This is a genomic window from Kocuria sp. ICS0012 (assembly GCF_001665945.1).
GTDB lineage: Bacteria > Actinomycetota > Actinomycetes > Actinomycetales > Micrococcaceae > Kocuria > Kocuria marina.
This window is the reverse complement of record NZ_LZMM01000071.1, coordinates 16,917-42,965: the sequence shown is the minus strand read 5'-3', so window position 1 is coordinate 42,965 and position 26,049 is coordinate 16,917. Positions and strand designations below refer to the sequence as shown.

Sequence of the window (26,049 nt, the reverse complement as noted above, 5' to 3'; positions counted from 1 at the left end):
GCGCGGACCGAGAATGTCATCAAAACTTAACCAAGCTTCTGTTGAGTAACATCTGGCACCCGGCGGCGGTTCTCATGGGGTGCGCAGGTCGCTGCGGCGCGTGCCGCGCATCCGGGAGGTGACCGTGCGAGCGCGCTCGTAGTGGCCCAGCAACTGCTCGCACACAGCACCCCACGTGCGCTCCTGCACGCACTGGTGGGCGGTGCGCGCGAAGGCGAGGCGTTTGGCGTCGTCGCCCGCGAGGTCCCGGACGCGCTCGCGCAACCCGGCCAGGTCACCCGGGGCGTAGAGCCACCCGTTACGCGAGGAGTCCACGAGGTCCAGGGGACCGCCGCGGCCCACGGCCACCACTGGGACCCCCGAGGCCATGGCTTCCTGGATGGTCTGGCAGAACGTCTCGTGCTCACCGGGGTGCACGAACACGTCCAGCGACGCCATGGCCGTGGCGAGTTCGGTGCCCGTGAGGAAGCCCTCGAAGTGCGCGTTGGGCAATACCGAGCGCAGCGACTCCTTCCCGGGACCGGAACCGATGATCACGAGCCGGGTGTCCGGCAGGGCGTCGATCGCGGCGAGGTCCGCGACCTGCTTCTCGGGGGCCAACCGCCCCACGTATCCCACGAGTCGCTTGCCGCCGCCCACGCGCTCGCGCCACGCGTGATCGCGCAGCGCGGGACGGAACCGGCTCGTGTCCACTCCGCGGCGCCACATGTGCACCCGCTGGACGCCGTGCTCGTGGAGCTGGCTGATCGACGCCGTGGAGGGAGCGAGCGTGAGGGTCGCACTGTTGTGCATCGCACGCACGTGGGACCACATGGCGGTCTCCAGCACGGATGCACCGTAGCGTGCGGCGTAACCGGGCACGTCCGTCTGGTACACGGCCACGCACGGCAGACCCAAACCCTTGGCGGCCTGGATGGCCTGCCACCCGAGCACGAACGGGGACGCCACGTGCACCACGTCCGGGGCGAAGCGGGCCAGGATGCGCTGCATGCGACTCACGGTGCAGCTCGCCACGCGGACCTCGGGATAGCCCGCGAGCGGCAGGGACGGGATGCGCTCGATCCGCACGCCGTCCACGTGGTCCACCGAGCCCAGGAACAGGGTCTTCTCGTAGGAGGGGGCGATCACCATGGCCTCGTGCCCGTGATCCCGCAGGTGTTCCAGGACGCGGATCACCGAATGAGTGACACCGTTGACGTGGGGGAGGAACTGTTCGGCCACCAATGCAATTCTCACGGTTCCCACTGTGGGCCCGGCGCCTCACGGGGGAGTCACCCGGGGGTGGCCCGCAGGTGAAGTCCGGGCTAACTTCGCTGCCCGTGGTGCGCGGGTGAACGTGAAAAGATGTCCGGTGATGAAACTTCCCTCACTGCCCGGCGTGGTCTCGGGCGTACGCGACCGCTTCACGTCGCACGGTTCGTCCCCCGTGCGCGCCGCCGACGTGCCCCGCCCCGAACCGGACGACTCCCCGGGACTGCCCATGCCGCTCGCGCTGCAGGGCGTGATCGAGCTGCTCGCGGTGGCCTTGGTGGGCCTGTTGCTGGGCACCGTGCTCCTGGGTGCGGTATGGGCTGCGGGGGGCTTCGCGACCCTGGGCGCGGGCGGGAGCCTGCAGCTCGCCGGTCAGGTCTGGTTGCTCGCGCACTGCGTGCCCCTCACGATCCAAGCCATCCAGGGCCTGTCGCTGGACGGTGGCGGGACGGTCACGCTCGTGCCTCTAGGGCTCACGCTGATCCCGTTCGGCCTCGCGGTGATCGCGGGCCGCCGGATCGCCCGGGCGTGCTGGCGCGGTCAGTTCCTGATCCCGTTCTTCGCCGGGATGCTCGCGTACGCGCTCTTCGGGGCCCTCGTGGGCTGGCTCAGCCGCACCGAACAAGTCTCGGTGGACCTCGTGGCGGCCGCCCTGTTGCCCCTGGTCCCGGCCGGGTTGGGCACCCTCGTGGGCGGGTGGAGCGCTTCGCGCTCGCTCGCCGCGGTGCTCGGGGCCGACGTCGCGTCCTGGTTGCAGCGCACGAGCCAGCACTCACGCTGGGCCGGTTCCTACGTGTGGGCCGTGATCCGCGCCGGTTTCCTCGCCGCGGTCACCGCTGTGGCGGCCGGTGCCCTGTTGTTCGTGGTGACGCTCGCGTGGAACTGGGACCGCGTGATCACGGTCTACCAGGACCTCGGTACCGGCGCTGCGGGGGACACCGCCCTGACGGCACTGCAGTTCGGGTACCTGCCCAACATGGTCGTGTGGGCGCTCACGTGGGCCACCGGTGCCGGCTTCTCGCTGGGCACCGGGACCCTGGTGTCGCCGTTCCAGAGCACGCTGGGACCGCTGCCGCAGTTCCCGGCGCTCGCCGCGCTGCCCACCGGTGACCCGTGGCTGTACGCCCCTGCGGTCCTGGGGTTGCCCGTGCTCGCGGGTCTGCTCGCGGGGTGGTGGTTCTGCCGCGAGGGTGAGAACCACCTGGACGACTGGATGGCCATCCGCCTGCCTCTGCGCTGGATCACGTTCGTGCTCTCCACCGTGCTCACGGCGGTGTTCATGGCCGCGGTGGGGGCGGGCCTCGTGACCGCGCTCGCGTGGCTCTCCAGCGGTTCGCTGGGCATCGGCAGGCTCACGGACATCGGCCCGCACGCGTGGCACGTGTTCCTGTGGCTCGGTGCCGAACTCGCGGTGGGCGCCACCGTGGGGTGCCTGGCCGGGCCCTGGCTCGAACGCGAGGGCTACCGTTCCCGCTCCCGCGCCGAGGCGGACGAGCTCCCCGTGCCGGATTCCCCGGCCCCGGAGGACGACGCCGCTGTGGCCCACCACGACGCCCTGCCCGCCGCTGGCGCCGTGCACAGTTCCCGCTCGGCTTCCGGCCCCGGCGCCGGGCAGGATGCTCGCACGGCACCCGGTGGCCGTCCTGGATCCGGGGCGGCCGTCCCGGACGGCGAGGTCACGGCTCGGGGTGTCCGGGGTCTGTTCCGGGGCCGCGCGTCGCGCGCTGCCGCCGAGCCCGAGCGGGAGTCCCAGCCCCGCGGCGGGTCCACGGCCGTGGGACGATCGGCAGACGAACCGGGACTGTCCCGCCGTGAGGAGGCCAAGCGTCGTCGTGCGCAGCGCAGGTCCGAGAAGCGCAAGGCCGCGCGGCTGGCCGCCCTCGACGACGAGCGGGACTGAGACGACGATGAACCGCTCCTGGCGCCGACGGGCTCGGGCGTCCCAGGACATGGGACTGGGCCGATGACGAACCGCTCTCGATAGCAATGGACTCGCTGGGAGCGGGCGTCTCAGGACCCGGGACCGGCGGAGGTCGGCGAGGTCGCTCCCGGTGTAGCACTCCCCGAAGGGGCAGGGTTCGAGGCGCTCGGCGTGGGCGTGACAAGGGAGGCCTCAGGCGTGGCGGTGGCCGTCGGATCGTCCTGCGGCGCACCCGTCTCGAGGGGCGCACCCGAGAAATGCTTCCACACGTTGTCGTTGAGCTGTTGCTCGCACCGGCTGGTCGAGGACAGCGTGAGGGCCCGATCGGTGCATTCCTGGTAGACCTGGGTGGCCGGCCACACGAGCAACCGGGTGCCGCCGCCCAGCGCGTTGATCACACCCCACACGATGGCCAACACCGCGAGCACCGTGATCGGGACCCGTGAGGACGAACCGCGGGAGCGCGCGAGCGCGATGATGCCCAGCACGATCGCGGCGATGGCGAGTACGAGCCCCGCCACGGTGGACCACACGTCACCCACCACGAGTGCGGAGGCGAGCACCGCGAGGGCCGCGGCTACCGCGGCGAACCGGAGCCGAGCGCCGTCAGAGGGGTCCCCCGACTGGGGGCCGCGAGGTGAGGGCTTTTCACCGCGCGGGTCGCCGGCGTGCGGGCCACGGTGCTGCGGGCCGCCGGAGTGCGGTCCCCCTGAGTGGGAACCCCCGGAAGGGGAGCCGCCGGAGGTCGAACCCATCGAGTGCGTGGCGTGGGGCGGCGTGCACCGGTGGCGGGAATCGTGCATACCCACCACTGTAGGCGAGCGGACGGACCGAGCAGCGTCGCGGGCGCAGCACCGCCGCGGCGCCATCGAGGCAGCCTCGCTGGATAGAGTGGGCCCATGCGTTTAGTGGTTCTGGTCTCGGGCTCCGGTACGAATTTGCAGGCGATGATCGACGCCCTGCACCAGGGGGACGTGGAGGTGGATATCGCCGCCGTGGGTGCGGACCTGGAGTGCGCCGGTCTGGACCGGGCGCGCGCCGCGGGCATCGACACCTTCGTGGTGCCGCTGTCCGAGTACCCGGACCGGGAGCAGTGGAACCGTGCGCTGCAACGACGCGTGGCGTCCTACCACCCCGACCGCGTGGTGTTCGCCGGGTTCATGCGGATCGTGGACGCGGAGTTCGTGTCCGTGTTCCCGGGCCGGATCATCAACACGCACCCGTCCTTGTTGCCGTCCTTCCCCGGTGCCCATGCCGTGCGGGACGCCCTGGCCTACGGCGTGAAGGTCACGGGCGCCACGGTGCACGAGGTTGTCGCGGACGTGGACGCCGGACCCATCCTGGCCCAGGTCGCGGTCCCCGTGGCCGAGGACGATACCGAATCCGTGCTGCACGAGCGGATCAAATCCGCCGAGCGCACCCTGCTCGTCAACGCGCTGGCGAAACTGAGCTGGGACGTCACGAGCACCGACCCCGATCTGCCCCGGTCGTAGACTGAACCGGGCTCCGGCCCGCCTACCGTCCGTACCCTCGTCCCCACTGGAGAGCTCGTGAACACTGCCGACCTGAACCGTGTGCCGCTCAAGCGCGCACTGATCTCCGTGTACGACAAGACCGGTCTGGAGGAGCTCGCGCGAGGGCTGCACGACGCCGGCGTGAGCATCGTCTCGACCGGTTCCACCGCCGGGACCATCCGCGGCGCGGGGGTCCCCGTGACCGAGGTCTCCGAGGTCACCGGGTTCCAGGAGTGCCTGGACGGGCGGGTCAAGACCCTGCACCCGCGCGTGCACTCGGGAATCCTCGCGGACCGGCGCAAGCCGGAACACATGGATCAGCTCACCGAGCTCGAGATCGAGCCGTTCGACCTGGTGATCGTGAACCTCTACCCGTTCCAGGACACCGTGCGCTCGGGTGCGGAGCAGGACGCCGTGGTGGAGCAGATCGACATCGGTGGTCCGTCCATGGTGCGCGCGGCCGCCAAGAACCACGCCGCGGTCTCCGTGGTCGTGGATCCCGCCGGTTACCCGGACGTGGTGCGCGCGGCCCAGGAGGGCGGTTACGACCTCGCGGCCCGGCAGAAGCTCGCGGCGGCGGCGTTCGCCCACACCGCGGCCTACGACACCGCCGTGGCCACGTGGACCGCCCAGCAGTTCGACCACGACCCCGAGGCGAACTTCTGGCCCCCGTACGCGGGTCTCGCGCTGCAGCGCGCGGAGTCCCTGCGCTACGGCGAGAACCCGCACCAGAAGGCCGCGCTCTACACGAACGACGCCGCGGCGCCCGGGATCGCGCAGGCCGAGCAGTTGCACGGCAAGGCGATGTCCTACAACAACTACGTGGATGCGGACGCCGCCGTCCGCGCCGCATTCGACTACGACGAGCCCGCCGTGGCCGTGGTCAAGCACAACAACCCGTGCGGCGTGGCCGTGGCCACCCCCGGCGCGCAGGACCCCATTGCGGACGCCCACCTCAAGGCCCACGCGTGCGACCCGCTCTCCGCGTACGGCGGTGTCGTGGCGGCCAACCGCACGGTCACGGCGGACATGGCCCGCAACCTCAAGCCCATCTTCACCGAGGTGGTCGTGGCCCCCGAGTTCGAGCCGGAGGCGCTCGAGATCCTCGGGGCCAAGAAGAACATCCGCCTGCTCGCGCTGCCCGAGGGCTTCGGCCGCGATCCCTTGGAGTACCGCGGGATCTCCGGCGGCGCACTGTTCCAGCAGGCCGACCGCCTCGACGCCGAGGGCGACGACCCTGCCGACTGGACCCTGGTCTCGGGTGACGCCGCGGACGAGAAGACCCTGGCGGACCTCGAGTTCGCATGGCGTTCCCTGCGAGCCGTGAAGTCCAACGCGATCCTGCTCGCGAACAACGGCGCCTCGGTGGGCATCGGCATGGGCCAGGTCAACCGCGTGGACTCGTGCCGCCTGTCCGTGGAGCGGGCGAACACGCTCGCCGAGGATCACGCTGAACGTGCCCGCGGTGCGGTCGCGGCGTCGGACGCGTTCTTCCCGTTCGCGGACGGGTTGCAGGTGCTCCTGGACGCGGGCGTGCGCGCCGTGGTGCAGCCGGGCGGTTCCATCCGTGACGAGGAGGTCATCGAGGCGGCCCAGGCCGCGGGCGTGACCATGTACCTCACGGGGGCGCGGCACTTCTTCCACTGAGCGGCATCCACCGAGCCGCATCCACTGGGCGACACTCACTGAGCCGCTCCCGCCGGGCTACCGCGGTTTCACCCGGCGTACGACGACGCGCGGTCCCGGGCTTCCGGGGCCGCGCGTCGTCGTGTGTTGCGGTTGTCCAGGCGGGCTCAGGAGAACATGGCGCGGTGTTCCCGGGAGAGCTCGATGTAGTTCTGGGCGTTGCGACTCACGGCATGCTGCTCGTCCACGGACAGCTCCCGCCGGACCTTGCCCGGGACCCCGGCCACGAGGGAACCGGGCGGGATGCGTTCGCCCTCGAGTACCACGGTCCCGGCGGCGATCAGGCTCCCGCGGCCCACCACGGCGCCGTTGAGCACGGTGGCGTTCATCCCCACGAGGACGTCGTCCTCCAGGACGCACCCGTGGATGACCGCGTTGTGGCCCACGCTCACGCGCTCGCCGATGGTCGTGGGGTGGTCCGGGTCCGAGTGCACCGTGACGTTGTCCTGCAGGTTGGAGTTCGTCCCGATCCGCAGGGGGGAGCGGTCACCGCGCACCACGGCGCCGTAGAAGATGCCCGCCCCGGCACCCACCACCACGTCACCCACGATCGTGGCGTTGGGTGCCACGAAAGCGGAGCGGGCCACGGAGGGCCGGTGCTGACCGTAGGGCAGGATCAGGGGTTCGCGGGCGGCGACGGCGCCCGCGGGCTCGGAGAACTGTGTCATGAGCCATAGCATAGTGCGCGCTCGCGCTCGTCACGACGCCGCCGGTAGCCGCCACTCGCCCGGCGCGTGGCCGGGGCTCGGCCCGGTGTGCGCCCGGTGAGCAGGCGCGCCCGAGCCGCGCGGCGTTGTCGTACGGCCACGGTTCGGGGCGGGGCTCAGCCTTCGCCGGCGTCGGAGATGAACCGGCGCCGCAGGGCGGCCATGGCCTTCTCGGGACGCCGGGACTCGCGGTGGCGCAGTGACACCGCGATCTTCTGCCCGCCCTTGAGCACGTACTCGGCGCCGTTGACGTGCACCGTGACCGGATCCGCCTTGACCGAGCTCGCCTCGAGCTCCAGGATGTCGTGGTCCAGCGAGACCTCGATGACCTGACCGCAGTACAGGACCGTGAAGTCCACGGCGTCCAACTCGCGGGGCAGGGCGGGCTGGAACTCAAGCCACTGGCCCCGCACGCGCAGCCCGGCGTACGCGCGGGTGATCACGTCCACCGAACCGGCCATGGCACCCAGGTGGATGCCCTCACCCGTTGTGCCGCCCTGGGTGTCGTCCATGTCGATCATGAGCGCGTCCTGGAACGAACCCCACGAGCGGTCCGGGTCGAGCCACGCGAGCACCGCGGCATTGACCACGCGGGACAGGGACGAACCGTTGGAGGAGCGTGCGATGTAGTGGTCCACGGTGCGCTGGATGGCGTCCAGGTCCGTGGTGTAGCCCATGCGCGCGAGTTCCTCGATCAAACCCTCGGGACCCAGCAGGTACACGAGCATGATCGTGTCCGCCTGCTTGGAGAGCTTGTAGTTGTTGGTCAGGTCGCCCTCGTTCTCGAGCAGCAGGTCCAGGCGGCCGATGTTGCGGTACTTGGTGCGGTAGAAGTCCCAGTCCAGTTCGGCGAGTTCGTCGTAGCCCTCGAACTGCGCGATCGTGCCGTCCGCGTTGAACGGGACGTACATGTTCTCGGCCATCTTGAGCCACTTCTGGACCTCCTGCGGGGAGATCTCGAAGCGGGATTCCAGGTCCTCGCGCTGGTGCTCGACCATGTCGTGGAAGATGTGGGCCGAGTGACGGAACAGCCAGGACGTGAGCACGTTGGTGTAGGCGTTGTCCTTGAGCCCACCACCGTGCTGGCCCGCGGGGCCGTCGTGGTACTCGTCGGGGCCCATGACACCGGAGATGTGGTACTTGCCGTCGTGCGAGTCGTACTCCGCGAGGGACGCGAACAGGCGGGTGATTCCCACGATCAGCTCGGTCCCGTGGCCGGAGAGCCAGTCGATGTCCCCGGTGGACTCGTAGTACACCCACGCGTTGTACGCGATCGCCAGGCCCACGTGGAACTGGCGCCACGAGTTGTCCGGTAGCCAGCGCCGGGAGTGGTGGTTGTACAGCTCGGGCGGGGTCTCCTCGCGCCCGTCGGAACCGGACTGCCATGGGAAGGCCGCGCCGTAGAGACCGAAGTCCCGGGCATGCTGTTGGGCCATAGCCAGGCGCCGCCACCGGTAGGAGAGCAGGGACCGGGTCACGTGCGGCTGACGCATGTTGATCACGGGCAGGATGAACAGCTCGTCCCAGAAGATGTGGCCGCGGTAGCCCTCACCGTGCAGACCGCGGGCGGGGATGCCTGCGTCCCGCAGGGACAGGTGGGGGGCCAGGGTCTGGGCCGCGTGGAACAGGTGGGTGCGCACTGCGAGCTGGGTGGCCACGTGCTCGGGGGTGTCCTCCGCGGCCTCCAGGGTGACCTCGTAGCGGTCCCACAACCGGGCCCACTCGATCTCGTGAGAGGCCAGCAGCTTGCGCACCCCGAACGGCGTGCGGTTCAGCTCGGCGAGCGCTCCCTCGCGGGGGGAACCGATCGCGGCGTCGCGGCTCGTGACCACCGCGGTCGTGCTGTCCACGAGCACGGGGTTGTGCGGGTCGATCTGCACCGTGTAGCGGCGGAACTCGATCCCGCCGGGGCGCACCTCGCGGCGCTCGCGCACGGGGGTTTCGGACTCGATGCGCGTGCGCTGGGCCATCGCGATCTCGATTTTGGACTGGGAGGTGCGCACGAGGGACAGCAGGGTCTCGTGCTCGTCCGGCAGGGTCGTGGACTCGAGTAGCGCGAGGTGGTGGGCGTTGAGTTCCCGGTACTCGGCCACGCCGCTGTTGGTCACGGCGGGGTCCACACCGGTGCGCACGTGCAACCGCCCGCTGAATCCACGCGAGACGATCCGGGTCTCCTGGGCGCCCAGGTGGCGGTAGCGCAGGGACACCAGGCGGCGCTGGGTGATCTCCAGGCTGCGCGGGGGTTGGTCCGCGCCGGGGTCCTCGTCCGCTTCCGTGAGCACGAGCGTGCGGGTCAGCAGACCGCGGCGCAGGTCCAGTTCCACGCGTTCCTCGGAGGGCTTCATTCCGCCCTCGGACCACCACTGGCCCTCCGCGAAACGCAGGTCCAGGTGCAGCCAGTTGGGCACGTTGACCATGGACTCGTGCTCCACGTCCCGGCCGTTGATGTGGCTGAGCACCCGGTTGAACACGCCAGCCAGGTAGGTTCCGGGGTAGTGGACGGTGTTCGCGGCGAACTCACAGGCCGCGCCGCGCACGCCCATGTAGCCGTTGGCCAGGGTCAGCAGGGCCTCGCGGCGGGGCTCGGTGGCGGGGTCGAAACCGTCGAACACGAGCGCCCACGGGTCGTCCCGGCGCGCGCCCAGGTCCAGCTCGGCGACGTCGTTGAGCACCACGTGGGCGCCCGCGCGGTAGAGCCGTTCCCGGGCACCGTCCCGGTTGATCCCCACGACCAGGCCGAAGTCGCCGGCGGCACCGGCCTGGACGCCGGCCACGGCGTCCTCCACGACGACGCTCTCGCCGGGGGCCACGCCCAGCAGGCGTGCGCACTCGAGGAAGGTGTCCGGGGCGGGCTTGCCCGGCAGGTCGTGCGAGGCGGCCCAATTGCCGTCCACGATGCGGTCGAACAAGTGCTGCAACCCGGCGGCCTCGAGGACCACGGCGCTGTTGCGGCTCGCGGTCACCAGCCCCACGGGCACACCGCCCTCGCGCAGCCGCTCGATCAGGGCCACGGTGCCCGTGAACACGCGCACACCGTGCTCGCGCAGCTCCTCGTGGAAGAAGCCGTCCTTCGCGGCGGCCTGGCCCTGCACGGTCCAGTCACCCGGCTGCGGGTCCTCGTGGCTCTGGGCCTCGGGGAGCATGGTCCCGCGGGCGGCGAGCAACGCGCGGACGCCGTCCTCGCGACGTCGTCCGTCCACGTACGTGCGGTAGTCACCGCCCATGTCGAACGGGCGCCGGTCCACCTCGGTGGCCGGAGCTACGGGCTCGAGGCGGGGATCGGTCAGCAACCGGTCGAAGAGCTTCTGCCACGCGCGGGCGTGCACCCCGGCGGTGTCGGTCACCACACCGTCCATGTCGAAGATCACGGCGGCGTACGGGGTGCGCACCACGTCCACGGGTTCCGGCGGCGACTGGCCGTCGGTGATGCGCGGCATGGAAGCGGTGAACGGGGCGGTGGGAAGAACGTTCACGGCGCGAGATCTCCTAACACGAAGGATCAGGACGTGGGGCGGGACGATGCGAATGCTCGCGCTCGCTGAGCGAGAGCGGCAGCCCGGCTGCGCTGTGACGGCTGCCGCGCGCAGGGGGTACGCACGCGGTACGGGTACACATGCTACCCGCATTCGCTCCCCGGGCGGGACCCGCCCGCCGAGGGCCCGGACGATCCAGAAACTCTACGAGCATCGCCGCGCTCGTGCCCCCGCCGTGCTGAGGCGCAACACCGCGACGCGCGGATATGCTGGAGCGGACCCTCCCGCGCACAAAGAAGGTGGAGCATGACGGAATCCCTGGGACACCCTGTGACCAATCAACCGCTGTCGGAGGTGGACCCGGACGTCGCACGGGCCATCGAGGACGAACTGGGGCGCCAGCGCTCCACGCTCGAGATGATCGCGTCGGAGAACTTCGCGCCGCGTGCCGTGCTCGAGGCGCAGGGCTCGGTGCTCACGAACAAGTACGCGGAGGGCTACCCCGGCCGTCGCTACTACGGCGGTTGCGAGTACGTGGACGTCGTGGAGAACCTCGCTCGTGACCGCGCGTGCGAACTGTTCGGGGCGGATCACGCGAACGTGCAGCCGCACTCGGGCGCCCAGGCGAACACCGCCGTGATGGCCGCGCTCATGCAGCCCGGTGACACCCTCATGGGGTTGTCCCTGGCCCACGGTGGGCACTTGACCCACGGCATGAAGATCAATGTCTCGGGCAAGCTCTACAACATCGCCGCGTACGAGGTGGACCCGGACACCTACCGCATTGACATGGACAAGGTGCGCGAGCAGGCACTGCAGGCCCGGCCGAACGTGATCGTGGCCGGCTGGTCCGCCTACTCGCGCCAGCTGGACTTCGAGGCGTTCCGCTCGATCGCGGACGAGGTGGATGCCAAGCTGTGGGTGGACATGGCCCACTTCGCGGGTCTCGTGGCCGCGGGGCTGCACCCCAACCCGGTGCCCCACGCGCACGTGACCACCTCCACGGTGCACAAGACCCTCGCGGGCCCGCGCTCCGGTGTGATCCTCGCGGAAGCGGACCTCAAGAAGAAGGTCGATTCCGCGGTGTTCCCCGGCCAGCAAGGCGGGCCCCTCATGCACGCGATCGCGGCCAAGGCCGTGGCGTTCAAGATCGCCGCCACCGAGGAGTTCCGCGAGCGCCAGCAGCGCACGATCGAGGGCGCGCAGATCCTCTCCGAGCGGTTGAACTCCCCGGATCTCGCGGAGCACGGTGTGTCCGTGCTGACCGGCGGCACGGACGTGCACCTGGTCCTCGTGGACCTGCGCCACTCCGAGCTGGACGGCAAGCAGGCCGAGGACCTGCTGCACCAGGCGGGGATCACGGTCAACCGCAACGCGGTGCCGTGGGACCCCCGCCCGCCCATGACCACGTCCGGGCTGCGTATCGGGACCCCGGCGCTCGCGACCCGCGGTTTCGGCGCGGGCGAGTTCGAGGAGGTCGCGGACGTGATCGCCGAGGCCCTCAAGCCCGGTGCGGACGTCTCCGCCCTGCGCTCGCGCGTGGACGCCCTGACCGAGCAGTTCCCGCTGTACCCCGGCCTCGAGGAGTGGTGAGATGACGGCCCAGGTCCTCGACGGCAAGGCGACCGCGGCCCGGATCAAGGAAGAACTGACCGAGCGCGTGACCGCACTGCGCGAGCGGGACGTGGTGCCCGGTCTCGGAACCGTGATCGTGGGCGACGATCCCGCCTCGCACTCGTACGTGGCGGGCAAGCACCGCGACTGCGAGCAGGTGGGGATCGCCTCGATCCGTAAGGAACTGCCCGCGGACGCGTCCCAGGAGGAGCTCGAGCGCGTCATCGACGAGCTCAACGACGATCCCCGGTGCACGGGGTACATCGTGCAGTTGCCCCTGCCGCCGCACATGGACACCAACGCCGTGCTCGAGCGCATCGATCCCGCGAAGGACGCCGACGGGTTGCACCCCACGAACTTGGGGCGGCTGGTGCTCAACGTCAACGAGCCCATCACGTCCCCGCTGCCGTGCACGCCGCACGGGATCGTGGAGCTGCTCACGCGTCACGGGGTGGACCTCGCGGGGCGCCACGTGCTGGTGATCGGCCGCGGTGTGACCGTGGGTCGGCCCATCGGTTTGTTGCTGACCCGCCGGGAGATCAACGCGACCGTGACCCTGGCCCACACGGGCACCCGCAACCTGCCCGAGCTGCTCGCGCAAGCGGACGTCGTGGTGGCCGCGGCGGGGCGCCCGCACATGATCGGGGCGGACCAGATCAAGCAGGGTGCCGTCCTGCTCGACGTGGGTGTCTCCCGGGTCGAGGACACGGAGACCGGCAAGAAGAAGCTCACGGGGGACATCGACCCGGCCGCCGCCGAGCGCGCCTCGTGGCTGTCGCCCAACCCCGGGGGCGTGGGTCCCATGACCCGGGCCATGTTGCTCGTCAACGTGGTGGAGTCCTGCGAACGGGCCGTCGAGTCGGCCTGATCCCGTAGCCTTCCGGTCACGACGCCGCGCGGCCGTAAAGCCCGGGAGTCCGCGGTCCGAACACGTGCCGGGAACGAGGTGCGCGGGGCTCAGCCCCGGGATGGCTCCTCGGGGGTGTGTCGGCGCATGTCCGCGATCCCGATCCCCATGGCGATCAGCACGATCACAGTGATCACCGCGAAGCTCGCCGTGAACGCGGCATCCCAGTCGGCGCGGGCGAGCACACCGAAGGTCACCGCCGTGATCAGGGCGGTGCCGATCGCGGTGCCCAACCGAACAGCCCGAACGCCTTGGCGCGCTCCCGACCCTGGAAGTACTCCTGGATCATGCCCACCGTCTGGGGGTTGAGCATCCCGGATCCGAGGCCCTGGATCACCCGGCCGATGTTGAGCACCGTGGTGTTGGGCGCGAGACCGCACAACAGCGAGGCCCCTGCGAAGACCGCGATCCCCGCGATGAACAGCTTCCGGCGGCCGAACACGTCCCCCGCGCGGCCGCTGGCCACGAGCAGCACCCCGAACGCGAGCGCGTACCCGGTGAGCACCCACTGGAGTGCCGAGGAACTCGCCTCCAGCTCCTGCTGGATGGAACTCAGGGCCACGTTCACGATCGAGACGCTGATGAGGGACATGAACAGGGGAACGAGCAGGACCCACAGGATGCGGCGTCGTTCGGCGGGGTCCAGTGCGGGGGAGTCGTCCCCGGGGGAGCGCGGAGAGTCCGCCGAAGATGTGCTCACCCTCTCTTGATACCCCCTCGGGGCCCGGTTGTGCCAAGGGGCTCGGGCGACGCCGGCGGGTCGGGTCCCCGGGGACCGGCCCGATTCGGTGCGCCCCGCGCGGTTTGAGACAATGGGTTCATGCAGTCGATCGGATCAGCACACACCCGCGCCACCGACTCCCCGGACGCTCCCCGCACCGGACGCACCGCCCTGTGGGGGACGGTGATCGGGCTGGCCGTCCTGGCCGTGATCTTCGCGGTGGCCCTGATCCAGGCCGCCAACTCCAACTCCCTGCTCGGCTGGATCCTCGCGGGGATTGCCCTGGGCTGGCTCATGCTCGCGGTGTGGGCGCTGAGCATGGTGCGCAAGGCCGCGGCGTACGGCCGTGAGCAGGTGCGCCAGGCGCAGGAGCAGTTCCAGGCCCAGCACGGCCGCGCTCCCGCCGCCTCCGCGTCCGCCGGCGCGGGTCAGTCCCTGCGGGACGAGAAGCTCGCCCACGGCATGCAGGTGATCCTGGTGCAGTCCAAGGTCGTGAAGGAACAGCTCTCCGGCGCCGAGCCCGATCCTGAGCAGATCCAGCGGGCCCTGGAGACCATCGACATGACCGCGGCCAACGGGCTGCGCAGCCTCAAGGACTCCTCGAAGCCCGTGAGCGGTACGGTGGTGGACTGAGAACCACCCCGTAACGAGCGAGGAGACACAGGCACATGGCGGATTCCCAGCAGACGGTGCGCATTGCCACGGTGAACGTGAACGGCATCCGAGCGGCGTACCGGCGCGGGATGGCGGACTGGCTCGCCCCGCGCGGCGTCGACCTGTTGTGCCTGCAGGAGGTGCGCGCGCCGGACAAGATCACGCGCGAGCTGCTCGACGAGGACGTGTGGGACGTGCGGCACACCGAGGCCGCCGCCAAGGGCCGCGCGGGCGTCGCGATCGCTACGCGCCGCGACGCGTTCGACGGCGCCCTGCTTCCCACCGAGTCCCGCGTGGGCATCGGGGACGAGTACTTCGACGACTCCGGGCGCTGGATCGAGAACGACGTCCGCCTGCCGGACGGCACCACACTGACCCTGGTCTCCGCGTACGTCCACTCCGGCGAGGTGGACACACCCCGCCAGGACGACAAGTACCGCTTCCTGGACGCGATGCTCACCCGCATGCCGCAACTGGCCGAGCGCGGCGATCATGCCCTCGTGGTGGGTGACCTCAACGTGGGCCACACCGAGCGGGACATCAAGAACTGGAAGGGCAACGTCAAGAACGCAGGCTTCCTGCCGCAGGAACGGGCGTACTTCGACAAGTTCTTCGGGGACGTGGGCTACGTGGACGTGGCCCGCAGCCTCGCCGGGGACGTCCCTGGGCCCTACACGTGGTGGTCCTACCGCGGCAAGGCGTTCGACACGGACGCCGGGTGGCGCATCGACTACCATATGGCCACCCCCGGGCTCGCCGCGGCCGCCCGGAGTGCCGTCGTGGACCGGGCCGCCGCGTACGACACGCGCTTCTCCGACCACGCTCCGCTCGTGGTGGACTACCGCCTCTCGTGAGGTCCCGTGCGTCGGCGGACGACGACGCCGCTGCCCGCACCGCACCTCCCCGCCTCCCATGACCGAGAACCGAAAGAAGATGTCGACCGTGACCGAACAGAACACCGCCCCGAACCCCACACCCCGCGTGGTGTCGGGCGTGCAGCCCTCCGCGGACTCCCTGCACCTGGGCAACTACGTGGGAGCGCTGCGCAACTGGGTGGACATGCAGGACGACAACGACTGCGTGTTCTTCGTGGCGGACCTGCACTCGATCACCGCGGGCCAGGACCCGGCCACGATGTCCGAGCGCACCCGGGTCACGGCCGCGCAGTACATCGCCGCGGGCATCGACCCCGAGCGCTCCACGCTGCTCATCCAGTCCCAGGTGCCGGAGCACACGCAGTTGTCATGGGTGCTCAACTGCATCACCGGTTACGGGGAGGCCGCGCGGATGACCCAGTTCAAGGACAAGTCCCTCAAGCAGGGGGCGGAGAACACCACGGTGGGGTTGTTCACCTACCCCGTGCTGATGGCCGCGGACATCCTGGTGTACCAGGCGAACCAGGTCCCGGTGGGGGAGGACCAGCGCCAGCACCTCGAGCTGACCCGCAACCTCGCGCAGCGGTTCAACTCCCGGTTCGGTGAGACGTTCGTGGTCCCGGACGCCAAGATTCTCGAGAACTCCGCGAAGGTCTACGACCTCGCGAACCCCACGGCCAAGATGTCCAAGTCCGCGCCGTCGGATGCCGGGCTCATCCGCCTGCTGGATCCCGCGAAATCCAACGCCAAGAAGATCAAGTCCGCCGTGACGGACGACGGCACCGAAGTGCGCTTCGACCGCCAGGCCAAGCCGGGGATCTCCAACCTGCTGACCATCTACTCGTCCCTCACGGGCACCCCGGTGGACACCCTCGTGGCCGAGTACGAGGGCAAGATGTACGGCCACCTCAAGGTGGACCTGGCCGAGGTGGTCACCCAGACCCTGGACCCCATCCAGAAGCGCGCCCAGGAACTGCTCGACGATCCCGCCGAGCTGGACCGGCTGCTGGCCCGGGGCGCGCACAAGGCCCGGGAGATCGCGGCCCGCACGGTCACGGACGTCTACGAGCGGATGGGCTTCCTCCCCGGCGCGTGAGCCGCCGGGCGGGGCCCCGTGCGGCACGCCGTGTGGCGCCAGACGCCGTGGGATAGTCTGGACGGGGCCGACCTGAGGAGGATCGTGTGAGCGAGGGACATCCTTCCCCCACCGTGCGCCCGGGCCGGGTGTACGCGGGTGTGGTCATCCGGCTGCCCGAACCCATGGGCCAGGAGTTGCAGGACTGGCGTTCGTCCTTCGGGGACGCGCAAGCGGGCTCGGTCCCCGCGCACATCACACTCATGATCGCCGAGCGCGGGGAGGACTGGGCGGACCTCGTGTCCCACATCCGGGAGGTTGCCGACCGCTGGCAACCGTTCCACGTGGAGATCCGCGGCACGGGGACGTTCCGACCCGTGACCCCGGTGGTCTACCTGCGCATCGAGGGCGGTCACGACCAATGCGTGCAGTTGCACTGCGATCTGAGCGAGCACCACCTGGAGTCCGCGTCCCCCTTCGACTTCCACCCCCACGTGACGCTGGCCCACGGCACCACGGAGGAGGGGCTGGACCGCGCCCAGCACGTGCTGCGCACGTACCACGCGTCCTTCCTGGTGGACCACATCGACCTCTACGAGGGGGACGAACACGGTGCGTGGCACGTGCGGGACCGCCTCCCCTTCGGCGGGGCCGGCACGGACGACCGTGACGCACACTGACCCGCCCCCGGTGGTCCCCGCCCTCACGGACCGCACTGGACTGCACGCGGAACACCGGCGCCTGCGCGAAGTACGCCGACAGCTCGCCGCCGAGGGGGCACCCCTGGGCAGGCGGGCCGGCGCCCTGGGTGCGTGGTTCTTCGCGCGGTTCATGTCGGTGTTCCCCGTGCGCGTGGTGGCGCACTACATGTTCCACGGCGGGCCGCTCATGTCCGCCGGGCTCGCGTACCAATTGCTCTTCGCGTCCTCGTCCCTGCTGGTGATCTGCTTCGCAGCACTCGCCACGTTCCTGGGAACCGACTCGCCGCTTCAGCAGACGCTCGTGGCGGGTCTGGTGCAGAACATCCCCGGACTCCTGGACGTGGGGGACGGTAACGGGGGAGTCATCCCGCTGAGCCTGCTCGAGAACACGGGGCCCTTCACCGTGGCCTCCACCGTGGCGCTCGCGGTGTTGTTGTTCACCGCGTGGCGCTGGGTGGCCGGTATCCGGCTGGCCACGCGGCGGATGTTCGAACTGCCGCCCGCCCCCGGGGTGCCCGTGGCGGCCGTACCGCGCGATCTCGCGTGGCTCGTGGTGATCGGGATCCTGCTGCTCGCCTCCGCGACCGTGAGCGTCTTCGCGTCCGGCGCCGTGGACGGGGTGCTGGGGTGGCTCGGTCAGCTCGGTCTCACGCGCCTGCAGCCGTGGTTGGACGGCGGGGCCAAGTCCGCGGTCACGCTCGGCGTGGGTCTGCTCGTGGACATCCTGATGAGCCTGGCTCTGGTGAGCGGAGTCGCCCAGCTCAAACTGCATCGCAAGGCCCTGCTGGCCACCATCGTCACGGGTGCCCTGGGCTCGCAGGTGCTGCGCTACGGCGGCAGCGAAATCATCGCCCGCAGCGCGGACAACCCCTATCTGCTCTCGTTCGCGGTGCTCGTGGGTGTACTGCTGTGGTTCAACCTCTACGGGCAGGTTCTGTTGCTCGCGGCCGCCGTGGGCGCGCTCGTGCAGGCGGACATCCGAGGGGCCCGCGCCCAGCCGGAGCGCGAGGACCGGGCCGTCACGGTCGTGGCGGCGACCTCCCTGCCCGATGCCGCTCGGGGCCTCGGACACGCAACTCCCGTCCGCTTCGACAGGCCGGTGGCGGGCAGCAGCCCCGCGGTAGGTAGTGGCCCCGCGGCGTCGTCGTCGGAGAGCTGAAAGCCCGGGAAAGACCGCGGCCCCGGGATCCACGAGGGATCCCGGGGCCGCGGTCGTGCCACGAGGGGTCACAAGGCGGAGGCGAAGACCGCCTTCTTGACCTCGGCGATGGCCTTGGTCACCTGGATGCCGCGGGGGCACGCCTCGGTGCAGTTGAAGGTGGTACGGCAGCGCCACACGCCTTCCTTATCGTTGAGGATCTCCAGGCGCATGTCACCGGCCTGGTCACGCGAGTCGAAGATGAACCGGTGCGCGTTGACGATCGCGGCCGGGCCGAAGTACTGCCCGTCCGTCCAGAACACCGGGCACGAGGACGTGCACGCGGCGCAGAGGATGCACTTGGTGGTGTCGTCGAAGCGCGCGCGGTCCTCCTGGGACTGGAAGCGTTCTCCGGTGGGGGTGTGGTCCTCGTTCACCAGGAACGGCATGATCTCGCGGTAGGACTGGAAGAACGGTTCCATGTCCACGATCAGGTCCTTCTCGCACGGGAGGCCCTTGATGGGCTCCACGAGGATGGGCTTGGACAGGTCCAGGTCCTTGAGAAGGGTCTTGCACGCGAGCCGGTTGCGGCCGTTGATGCGCATGGCGTCCGAGCCGCACACGCCGTGTGCGCACGAGCGGCGGAAGGACAGGGAACCGTCCAGCTCCCACTTGACCTTGTGCAGGGCGTCCAGCACGCGGTCGGTGCCGTACATGGTTAGGTTCCACTCGTCCCAGTGCGCCTCGGAGCTGAACTCGGGATCATAGCGGCGGACCTTGAGCACCACGTCGTACGTGGGGATCGACTCCTCGCCCTTGTCGCCGGGCTTCTGAGCGTCCTGGGTCTGGTTCTCGGTGGCTGCAGTGGACATCAGTACTTACGCTCCATCGGCTCGTAGCGGGTCATGATCACCGGCTTGGTCTCCTGCCGGATTCCCGCGGTGGGGGACGACGGGTCCTCGTACACCATGGAGTGGACCATGAAGTTCTCATCGTCTCGGTTGGGGAAGTCCTCGCGGAAGTGACCACCGCGGGACTCCTCGCGGTGCAGGGCGGCCACGGACATCACCTTGGCCAGCTGCAGCAGGAAACCCAGCTCCACGGCCTCCAGCAGGTCCAGGTTGAACCGCTTGCCCTGGTCCTGGATGGAGATGTGGGAGTAGCGCTCCTCCAGAGCGGCGATGTCGTCCAGGGCCGTCTGGATGGTCTCGGCCGTGCGGAACACCTGCATGTTGGCGTCCATGGTGTCCTGCAGGTCCTTGCGAATGGCCGCGACCTTCTCGTCACCGTGCGGGCTGCGCGCGTTGTTGAGCAGCGCCTCGGTGCGCTCGGTGGCGTTGTCGGGGATCGGCAGGAACTCGGCGTCCCGCGCGTATTCCGCGGCGTAGATTCCGGAGCGCTTGCCGAACACGTTGATGTCGAGCAGCGAGTTGGTGCCCAGACGGTTGGAGCCGTGCACGGACACGCACGCGACCTCACCGGCGGCGTAGAGACCGGGAACCGTGTTCTCGGAGTCCTGGAAGACCTCGCCCTTGATGTCGGTGGGGATGCCACCCATGCAGTAGTGCGCGGTGGGGAACACGGGCACCGGCTCAGTGTAGGGCTCCACACCCAGGTAGGTGCGGGCGAACTCGGTGATGTCCGGGAGCTTGGCGTCGATGTGCGCCGGCTCCAGGTGGGTCAGGTCCAGCAGGACGTAGTCCTTGTTGGGGCCGCAACCGCGGCCCTCACGGACCTCGTTGGCCATGGAACGGGCCACGATGTCACGGGGGGCCAGGTCCTTGATGGTGGGGGCGTAGCGCTCCATGAAACGCTCACCCTCGGAGTTACGCAGGATGCCACCCTCACCACGGGCGGCCTCCGAGACCAGGATGCCCAGGCCCGCCAGGCCCGTGGGGTGGAACTGCACGAACTCCATGTCCTCGAGGGGCAGGCCGTTGCGGAACGCGATCGCCATGCCGTCGCCCGTGAGGGTGTGGGCATTGGACGTGGTCTTGAAGACCTTGCCCGCGCCACCGGAGGCGAAGATCACGGACTTGCACTGGAACACGTGCAGCTCGCCGGTCGCGAGATCGTAGGAGACCACACCGGCGGGGCGGCGGCCCTCCGGGGTGTCCACCATGATCAGGTCCAGGACGTAGTACTCGTTGTAGAACTCCACGTTGTGCTTGATGCACGTCTGGTAGAGGGTCTGCAGGATCATGTGACCGGTACGGTCCGCGGCATAGCACGCGCGGCGGACGGGGTTCTTACCGTGGTCGCGGGTGTGTCCACCGAAGCGACGCTGGTCGATCTTGCCCTCGGGGGTGCGGTTGAAGGGCAGTCCCATGTGCTCCAGGTCCAGCACCGCGTCGATGGCCTCCTTGGCCATGACCTCCGCGGCGTCCTGGTCCACCAGGTAGTCGCCACCCTTGACGGTGTCGAACGTGTGCCACTCCCAGTTGTCCTCCTCGACGTTGGCGAGGGCGGCGCACATGCCGCCCTGGGCCGCACCGGTGTGGGAACGCGTGGGGTAGAGCTTGGTCAGTACGGCAGTGCGGGCGCGCTGGCCGGATTCAATGGCGGCACGCATGCCGGCGCCGCCGGCGCCGACGATTACCACATCGTACTTGTGAACCTGCATACCAGATGTTCTTTCTATGTGGGTGAGTGGGAGAAGTATCGGGTCCCGGCCGCTCGGGCCGCGACGACGCACGACGGCGGAGCCGGGGGCTCCGCCGTGGCCGCGATCACGCTCCGGGGCAGAAGGACGCCAGCAGCGCGGGGTCCGCACCGGCGGGGCACGGCTCGAAGGTGAAGATCACCATGGTGCCCAGCAGGATCACGAAGCCCGAGGCCACGAAGAGCAGCACCTTGAGCCAGAAGCGGGTGGTGTTGCGATCGGCGTAGTCGTCGATGATGGTACGGATACCGTTGGTGCCGTGGAGCATGGCCAGCCACAGCATGACCAGGTCCCAGACCTGCCAGAACGGGTTGGCCCACTTGCCGCCCACGAACCCGAAGTCGATCGCGTGCACGCCGTCCCCCACCATGAGGTTGACGTAGAGGTGACCGAACACGAGCACGAGCAGCACCACGCCCGACATGCGCATGAACAGCCATGCGATCATCTCGAAGCTGCTGCGGGACGAACCGGCGCGGTTGTACTTCACGCCGTCCACCTGAAGGTCCCGGCTGCGGGGGACGCTGATCTTGGTCTTGAGAGGAGTGCTCACGGAATTAACCCCCGAAAACGACTGAGAGGTGACGGATGAGGAACGGGATCATCACGATGACCCAGAGGGCGATGACGCCCCAGAGCAGACCCTTCTGGTTCTTGGTCCCGCCCTTCCAGAAGTCGATCAGGATGATGCGCAGGCCGTTGAAGGCGTGGTAGACGATCGCGGCCACGAGGCCGGCCTCGCCGAGACCCATCACGGGGTTCTTGTAGGTCGCCATCACTGCGTTATAGGCCTCGGGGGATACACGCACGAGAGCGGTGTCGAGGACGTGGACCAGCAAGAAGAAGAAGATGGCCACGCCGGTAATACGGTGGGCGACCCAAGACCACATGCCGTACTGGCCGCGGTAAAGGGTGCCCCTGGTTGAGTTCGCCACGGAATGTCCTCCCTGTGTCGCTCGTCGTCGTGCGCACCGAAGAATGGTCGAAGAAGAAGGCAGCGTTCTCGCGCGAGTGCACGGCGATGGCGGAGCCCTGGCTGGCTCTGTCATGGATGATGCGGTAGTTCTCGTCAAAGATACCAGCCCCCCGCACATTTCCTGACAACGTGTCTGCAAGTGTGCCCCCCGGAATAGCGCGGAATTAGCGCATTGTTCTGTGTCTGAATCGGCTCCGGCCGTGCGCCGTCCGAACGCCCCGCGAGCGGCCGTCAAGCGGCCCCACGACCTCCGTGCGTAGGGTCCGCCGGCGACGTCTCACGGGGCCTTCGAGGGAACCTCTCGCCCGGGTGCGGGGTCGGGCCCGCGAAGGCTCACGGGAAGTCCCCGTGGGCCGGCCGGCCGCGTCGTGCGTGGGCACACCCGGCCCGTGTGCGGCCCGTACCCCGGGATGTCACGGGTGACGCATCCAGGGCCGCCGGGGGAGGGGGCCGTACACTGACCGTCGTGACTTCGCCATTGCAACGTTTCCATCCGTTCATCCCCGCGGGCGGGGTGGGTTCACGGCTGTGGCCGCTGTCCCGTGCGGATGCCCCCAAGTTCTTGCTGGACCTCACGGGCTCCGGCTCGTCCCTGCTGCGGGCCACCTTCGACCGGCTCGCGGGTCTGTCCGCCGGTCCGGTCATGGTCGTGACCGGGCGCTCCCACGCCGGGGCGGTGCAGGAACAGCTGCCCGAGCTCACGGCGGACGACCTCGTGCTCGAGCCGTCCCCCAAGGACTCCGCGGCGGCGATCGGCCTCGCGTGCACGCTCATCGAGCGCCGCGACCCCACCGCGATCATCGGTTCGTTCGCGGCGGACCACGTGGTGGAGCCCGCCTCGGCGTTCCAGGAGGTCGTCAAGGAAGCGGTGCGGGCGGCGGACACCGGACGCATCGTCACGATCGGGATCACGCCGTCGTCGCCCGCCACGGGCTTCGGCTACATCAAGGCGGGGCAGTCCCTGGGACTCGATCAGGCACCCCACGCACTCGCCGTGGAGCAGTTCGTGGAGAAGCCGGACGAGGAGACCGCGCGCGCTTACGTGGCCAGCGGGAAGTACACGTGGAACGCGGGCATGTTCGTGGCGCCCGTGGGTCTCATGCTCTCCTACCTGCGCCGCAGCGAACCCGAGCTCGCGCGGGGCCTGGACCGAATCGCGGACGCGTGGGAGACCCCCGAGCGGGACGCCGTCGTGGACGAGGTGTGGCCCACCCTGACCAAGACCGCGATCGACTACGCCGTGGCCGAACCCGCCGCCGCGGCCGGGGACGTGGCCATGGTCCCCGGGGACTTCACGTGGGAGGACGTGGGGGACTTCGCGGCGATCAACCGGCTCAACAAGGTGGACCCGCGCACGGACGCGCCAGTGTCCATCCTGGGCCAGAACAACCGTGTGCTCACGGACGAGTCCTCCGGGATCGTCGTGTCCGACACGGGGCGGTTGATCGCGCTGATCGGCGTGGCGGACATCGTGGTCGTGGACACCCCGGATGCCCTGCTGGTCACCACGGCCGAGCACGCGCAACGGGTCAAGAACGCGGTGGACTCCCTCAAGCGCAACGGCGACACGGACGTCCTGTGAGCCCCGCCTCCGCCCGCGCTGAATCACCGCGCGGGGTCCCGGCGGTACTGTGACACACATGTTGGATCTGCCTCTGCCGTCCGCCGACGACATCGGACTGCCCCCGGCCATCGGCCCCCTGCTCTCGCACTACCTCCCGGACCTCGTGCGCTTCCGCCGGGACATCCACAAGCACCCGGAACTGTCCTACGAGGAGTACCGCACCACGGACCGGATCGTGCACGCCCTCGAGGCCGCCGGGTTGCACCCCGTGCGCTTCGAACGCACCGGGTGCTACGTGGACGTGGGTCGCGGGCCCGTGATGGTGGGCCTGCGCGCGGACATCGACGCCCTGCCCATCCTCGAGGACACGGGCCTGGACTACGCGTCCGTCAACGAGGGCGTGATGCATGCGTGCGGTCACGACATCCACACCACGGTCATGCTCGGGGTGGCCCGCGTGCTCGCCGACGTGCACCGTTCGTCCCCGTTCGCGGGCACCGTGCGCGTGGTCTTCCAGCCGGCCGAGGAGAAACTGCCCGGCGGCGCCCTGACCATCATCAAGGAGGACGTGCTGGCCGGCGTGCCGCGGATGTTCGCCCTGCACTGCGAACCCAAGGTGGACGTGGGCCAGGTAGGCACGCGCATCGGGGCGATCACCTCGGCGTCGGACACCATCCGGATCGAGCTGTCCGGACGCGGCGGGCACACGTCCCGCCCGCACCTGACCGAGGACCTGGTCTACGCGATGAGCCAGATCGCGATCAACGTGCCCGCGGTGCTCTCCCGCCGCGTGGACGTGCGCTCCGGGGTGGCCGTGGTGTGGGGTCAGATCCACGCAGGTGTGGCACCCAACGCGATCCCCATGTCCGGTTTCATGTCCGGGACCATGCGCTGCCTGGACGCGGACGCGTGGTCGCGCGCCGGGGACATGCTGGACGAGGTCGTGGAGCAGGTGGCCGCACCGTACGGCGTGAACGTGGACCTCGAGCACATCCGGGGTGTGCCGCCGGTGGTCAACGGCGAGACCGAGACCACCCTGCTGGAGATCGCCGCGCGAGCGGAGCTGGGGGAGGAGAGCATCCTGCTGGTGGAGCAGTCCATGGGCGGGGAGGACTTCGCGTGGTTCCTGCAGCACGTCCCCGGCGCCATGATGCGCCTGGGGACCCGGGCTCCCGGCGGCCGAACCTACGACCTGCACCAGTCCGACTACGCCCCTCAGGAGGAGGCGATCGGCTGCGGCGTGCAGGTCATGGCCTCCACGGCGTTGCGCGCCATCCGCTTGCGCGTGCGCGAGCTCGCGGACGCGACGACGACGCCGGACGCCCCGCAGTCCTGACACGCCCGCGGTGAGCGTACTGCTGGGTACTTCCGGGGCTACACTGAGCTGACCTATGACCCGGCTCACTGCACGGGTCACCGCCCGGGGGCACGGGCCGGTGACCCGTGCACTGTGTTCCCGGGTCACGACCCACATCTGATCCCAGTCCGACCGGAGGACCTCATGACTACTCGACGTTTGCGCACCCTGGGGACGCTTGGCCTGGCCGGGGTCACCGGCCTGGTCCTGGCGGGTTGCGGTGCCGCCCCGGACAACGCCGGCGACAGCAGCGCCCAGGCCTCCGACTTCAAGGGCTGCATCGTCTCCGACGACGGCGGTTTCCAGGACCGTTCCTTCAACCAGAGCTCCTATGAGGGCCTCAAGGCCGCCGAGGAGCACAAGGGCATCCAGATCAGCCAGGCCGAGTCCCAGTCCGAGACGGAGTTCGAGCCCAACCTGACCTCCATGGCGCAGCAGGGCTGCAACCTCACGGTCTCCGTGGGCTTCCTGCTCGCGGACACCACCAAGAAGGTGGCCGCGGCCAACCCGGAGAAGCACTTCGCGATCGTGGACGACAACTCGATCAAGGCGGACAACGTCAAGCCCATCGTCTACAACACCGCCCAGGCGGCGTTCCTGGCCGGGTACCTCGCGGCGGGCACGTCCGAGACGGGCAAGGTCGCCACGTACGGCGGCATGGACATCCCCACCGTGACCGTGTTCATGGACGGTTTCGCGGACGGGGTGAAGTACTACAACGAGAAGAACAAGGCGGACGTGCAGGTCCTCGGGTGGAACAAGGACTCCCAGAACGGCACGTTCCTGAGCTCGTTCCAGGATTCTTCCAAGGCCAAGACCGTCACGCAGAACCTCATCGGCGAGGGCGCGGACGTGGTCCTGCCCGTCGCCGGCCAGGCGGCCCAGGGCACCGTGGACGCCATGACCGAGGCCAACCGCAGCGGCAAGAACGTCCGGCTGATCTGGCCGGACACCGACGGCTACGAGACCCTGGACGCCGGCAAGGAGTTCCTGCTCACGTCCGTGCTCAAGGAGATGTCCACCTCGGTCGAGGACGTCGTGACGCAGGCCGCGGACGGCAACTTCGACAACACCCAGTACGTGGGCACGCTCGAGAACGGTGGTGTGGGCCTGGCCCCCTACCACGACCAGCAGGACGAGGTCAGCGAGGACCTCGACAAGCAGGTCCAGCAGCTCAAGCAGGACATCATCGACGGCAAGGTCACGGTGCAGTCCAAGAACGCCCCCACCGCCTGAGCGGGCGGGCCCGGCAG

23 protein-coding genes are annotated in these 26,049 nt (G+C 69.6%); 13 read left to right on the top strand and 10 right to left on the bottom strand.

Annotated features, from left to right (window positions below):
* Window positions 1–72: 72 nt before the first annotated feature.
* The gene (locus tag A5728_RS11425; protein WP_064847232.1) at window positions 73–1,236 is read right to left on the bottom strand and encodes a glycosyltransferase family 1 protein; all 1,164 of its coding nucleotides are present in this window, start codon (window positions 1,234–1,236) and stop codon (window positions 73–75) included.
* A 118-nt stretch (window positions 1,237–1,354) separates the two neighbouring features.
* Here A5728_RS11425 and A5728_RS11420 point away from each other — a divergent pair, with 118 nt between their 5' ends.
* Window positions 1,355–3,151 carry a DUF6350 family protein gene (locus tag A5728_RS11420; RefSeq protein ID WP_231885631.1) on the top strand — a complete coding sequence of 599 codons (1,797 nt, stop codon included), beginning with the start codon at window positions 1,355–1,357 and terminating at the stop codon, window positions 3,149–3,151.
* A 110-nt stretch (window positions 3,152–3,261) separates the two neighbouring features.
* Here the strand turns inward: A5728_RS11420 and A5728_RS11415 are convergent, their stop codons facing one another.
* Window positions 3,262–3,975, bottom strand: a complete 714-nt coding sequence (locus A5728_RS11415; protein ID WP_156523456.1) for a DUF308 domain-containing protein — start codon at window positions 3,973–3,975, stop codon at window positions 3,262–3,264.
* 96 nt (window positions 3,976–4,071) lie between these two features.
* Here A5728_RS11415 and purN point away from each other — a divergent pair, with 96 nt between their 5' ends.
* Both purN and purH read left to right on the top strand, forming a co-directional pair.
* The gene (gene purN / locus A5728_RS11410) at window positions 4,072–4,665 is read left to right on the top strand and encodes a phosphoribosylglycinamide formyltransferase (RefSeq protein ID WP_082943438.1); all 594 of its coding nucleotides are present in this window, start codon (window positions 4,072–4,074) and stop codon (window positions 4,663–4,665) included.
* Window positions 4,666–4,722: 57 nt separating this feature from the next.
* Window positions 4,723–6,333: a bifunctional phosphoribosylaminoimidazolecarboxamide formyltransferase/IMP cyclohydrolase gene (gene purH, locus A5728_RS11405; RefSeq protein WP_064847192.1), complete on the top strand. Its 1,611-nt coding sequence runs from the start codon at window positions 4,723–4,725 to the stop codon at window positions 6,331–6,333.
* A 146-nt stretch (window positions 6,334–6,479) separates the two neighbouring features.
* Here purH and A5728_RS11400 read toward each other — a convergent pair whose 3' ends face one another.
* On the bottom strand, window positions 6,480–7,040 hold the full coding sequence (locus tag A5728_RS11400; protein ID WP_064847191.1) for a gamma carbonic anhydrase family protein: 561 nt from the start codon (window positions 7,038–7,040) through the stop codon (window positions 6,480–6,482).
* A 155-nt stretch (window positions 7,041–7,195) separates the two neighbouring features.
* Window positions 7,196–10,552 carry a beta-phosphoglucomutase family hydrolase gene (locus tag A5728_RS11395; protein WP_064847190.1) on the bottom strand — a complete coding sequence of 1,119 codons (3,357 nt, stop codon included), beginning with the start codon at window positions 10,550–10,552 and terminating at the stop codon, window positions 7,196–7,198.
* Window positions 10,553–10,858: 306 nt separating this feature from the next.
* Between A5728_RS11395 and glyA the strand changes: the two genes are divergently transcribed.
* Together glyA and A5728_RS11385 are read left to right on the top strand one after the other, a co-directional pair.
* On the top strand, window positions 10,859–12,145 hold the full coding sequence (glyA, locus tag A5728_RS11390; protein ID WP_064847189.1) for a serine hydroxymethyltransferase: 1,287 nt from the start codon (window positions 10,859–10,861) through the stop codon (window positions 12,143–12,145).
* A gap of 1 nt (window position 12,146) precedes the next feature.
* A complete protein-coding gene (locus tag A5728_RS11385) occupies window positions 12,147–13,034 on the top strand; it encodes a bifunctional methylenetetrahydrofolate dehydrogenase/methenyltetrahydrofolate cyclohydrolase (RefSeq protein WP_064847188.1) in 888 nt (295 codons plus the stop codon).
* Window positions 13,035–13,123: 89 nt separating this feature from the next.
* Here A5728_RS11385 and A5728_RS14885 read toward each other — a convergent pair whose 3' ends face one another.
* Window positions 13,124–13,306, bottom strand: a complete 183-nt coding sequence (locus tag A5728_RS14885) for a hypothetical protein (protein WP_064847187.1) — start codon at window positions 13,304–13,306, stop codon at window positions 13,124–13,126.
* On the bottom strand, window positions 13,279–13,773 hold the full coding sequence (locus A5728_RS13790) for an MFS transporter (RefSeq protein WP_064847186.1): 495 nt from the start codon (window positions 13,771–13,773) through the stop codon (window positions 13,279–13,281). The genes A5728_RS14885 and A5728_RS13790 overlap by 28 nt, the downstream gene beginning before the upstream one ends.
* A 120-nt stretch (window positions 13,774–13,893) precedes the next feature.
* Between A5728_RS13790 and A5728_RS11370 the strand changes: the two genes are divergently transcribed.
* From A5728_RS11370 to A5728_RS11350, 5 genes are all read left to right on the top strand, one after another.
* The gene (locus A5728_RS11370) at window positions 13,894–14,427 is read left to right on the top strand and encodes a hypothetical protein (RefSeq protein ID WP_064847185.1); all 534 of its coding nucleotides are present in this window, start codon (window positions 13,894–13,896) and stop codon (window positions 14,425–14,427) included.
* A gap of 35 nt (window positions 14,428–14,462) precedes the next feature.
* Complete coding sequence (locus A5728_RS11365; protein WP_064847184.1) at window positions 14,463–15,302, top strand: exodeoxyribonuclease III; 840 nt, start codon at window positions 14,463–14,465, stop codon at window positions 15,300–15,302.
* A 79-nt stretch (window positions 15,303–15,381) separates the two neighbouring features.
* Window positions 15,382–16,419: a tryptophan--tRNA ligase gene (gene trpS, locus A5728_RS11360; protein ID WP_231885637.1), complete on the top strand. Its 1,038-nt coding sequence runs from the start codon at window positions 15,382–15,384 to the stop codon at window positions 16,417–16,419.
* Window positions 16,420–16,505: 86 nt separating this feature from the next.
* Window positions 16,506–17,078, top strand: coding sequence for a 2'-5' RNA ligase family protein (locus A5728_RS11355; RefSeq protein ID WP_064847182.1), 573 nt, complete (start codon window positions 16,506–16,508; stop codon window positions 17,076–17,078).
* Window positions 17,065–18,258, top strand: coding sequence for a YihY/virulence factor BrkB family protein (locus A5728_RS11350; protein ID WP_156523455.1), 1,194 nt, complete (start codon window positions 17,065–17,067; stop codon window positions 18,256–18,258). The genes A5728_RS11355 and A5728_RS11350 overlap by 14 nt, the downstream gene beginning before the upstream one ends.
* Window positions 18,259–18,326: 68 nt before the next feature.
* Here A5728_RS11350 and A5728_RS11345 read toward each other — a convergent pair whose 3' ends face one another.
* From A5728_RS11345 to sdhC, 4 genes are all read right to left on the bottom strand, one after another.
* The gene (locus A5728_RS11345; RefSeq protein WP_064847181.1) at window positions 18,327–19,109 is read right to left on the bottom strand and encodes a succinate dehydrogenase iron-sulfur subunit; all 783 of its coding nucleotides are present in this window, start codon (window positions 19,107–19,109) and stop codon (window positions 18,327–18,329) included.
* Complete coding sequence (gene sdhA / locus A5728_RS11340) at window positions 19,109–20,860, bottom strand: succinate dehydrogenase flavoprotein subunit (protein WP_064847180.1); 1,752 nt, start codon at window positions 20,858–20,860, stop codon at window positions 19,109–19,111. Before sdhA ends, A5728_RS11345 begins: the two co-directional genes overlap by 1 nt.
* Window positions 20,861–20,966: 106 nt before the next feature.
* Entirely contained in the window at window positions 20,967–21,452 is a 486-nt protein-coding gene (locus tag A5728_RS11335; RefSeq protein WP_035963740.1) for a succinate dehydrogenase hydrophobic membrane anchor subunit, read from the bottom strand.
* 4 nt (window positions 21,453–21,456) lie between these two features.
* Window positions 21,457–21,834 carry a succinate dehydrogenase, cytochrome b556 subunit gene (gene sdhC / locus A5728_RS11330; RefSeq protein WP_082943437.1) on the bottom strand — a complete coding sequence of 126 codons (378 nt, stop codon included), beginning with the start codon at window positions 21,832–21,834 and terminating at the stop codon, window positions 21,457–21,459.
* A 507-nt stretch (window positions 21,835–22,341) separates the two neighbouring features.
* Here sdhC and A5728_RS11325 point away from each other — a divergent pair.
* The 3 genes from A5728_RS11325 to A5728_RS11315 all read left to right on the top strand — a co-directional run bounded on the left by A5728_RS11325 (window position 22,342) and on the right by A5728_RS11315 (window position 26,032).
* Window positions 22,342–23,457 carry a mannose-1-phosphate guanylyltransferase gene (locus A5728_RS11325; protein WP_064847179.1) on the top strand — a complete coding sequence of 372 codons (1,116 nt, stop codon included), beginning with the start codon at window positions 22,342–22,344 and terminating at the stop codon, window positions 23,455–23,457.
* A 58-nt stretch (window positions 23,458–23,515) separates the two neighbouring features.
* The gene (locus tag A5728_RS11320; RefSeq protein WP_052160783.1) at window positions 23,516–24,775 is read left to right on the top strand and encodes an amidohydrolase; all 1,260 of its coding nucleotides are present in this window, start codon (window positions 23,516–23,518) and stop codon (window positions 24,773–24,775) included.
* A 165-nt stretch (window positions 24,776–24,940) separates the two neighbouring features.
* Window positions 24,941–26,032 (top strand): BMP family protein, encoded by a 1,092-nt coding sequence (locus A5728_RS11315; RefSeq protein ID WP_064847178.1) that lies wholly within the window; start codon window positions 24,941–24,943, stop codon window positions 26,030–26,032.
* The last annotated feature ends 17 nt before the right edge of the window (window positions 26,033–26,049 follow it).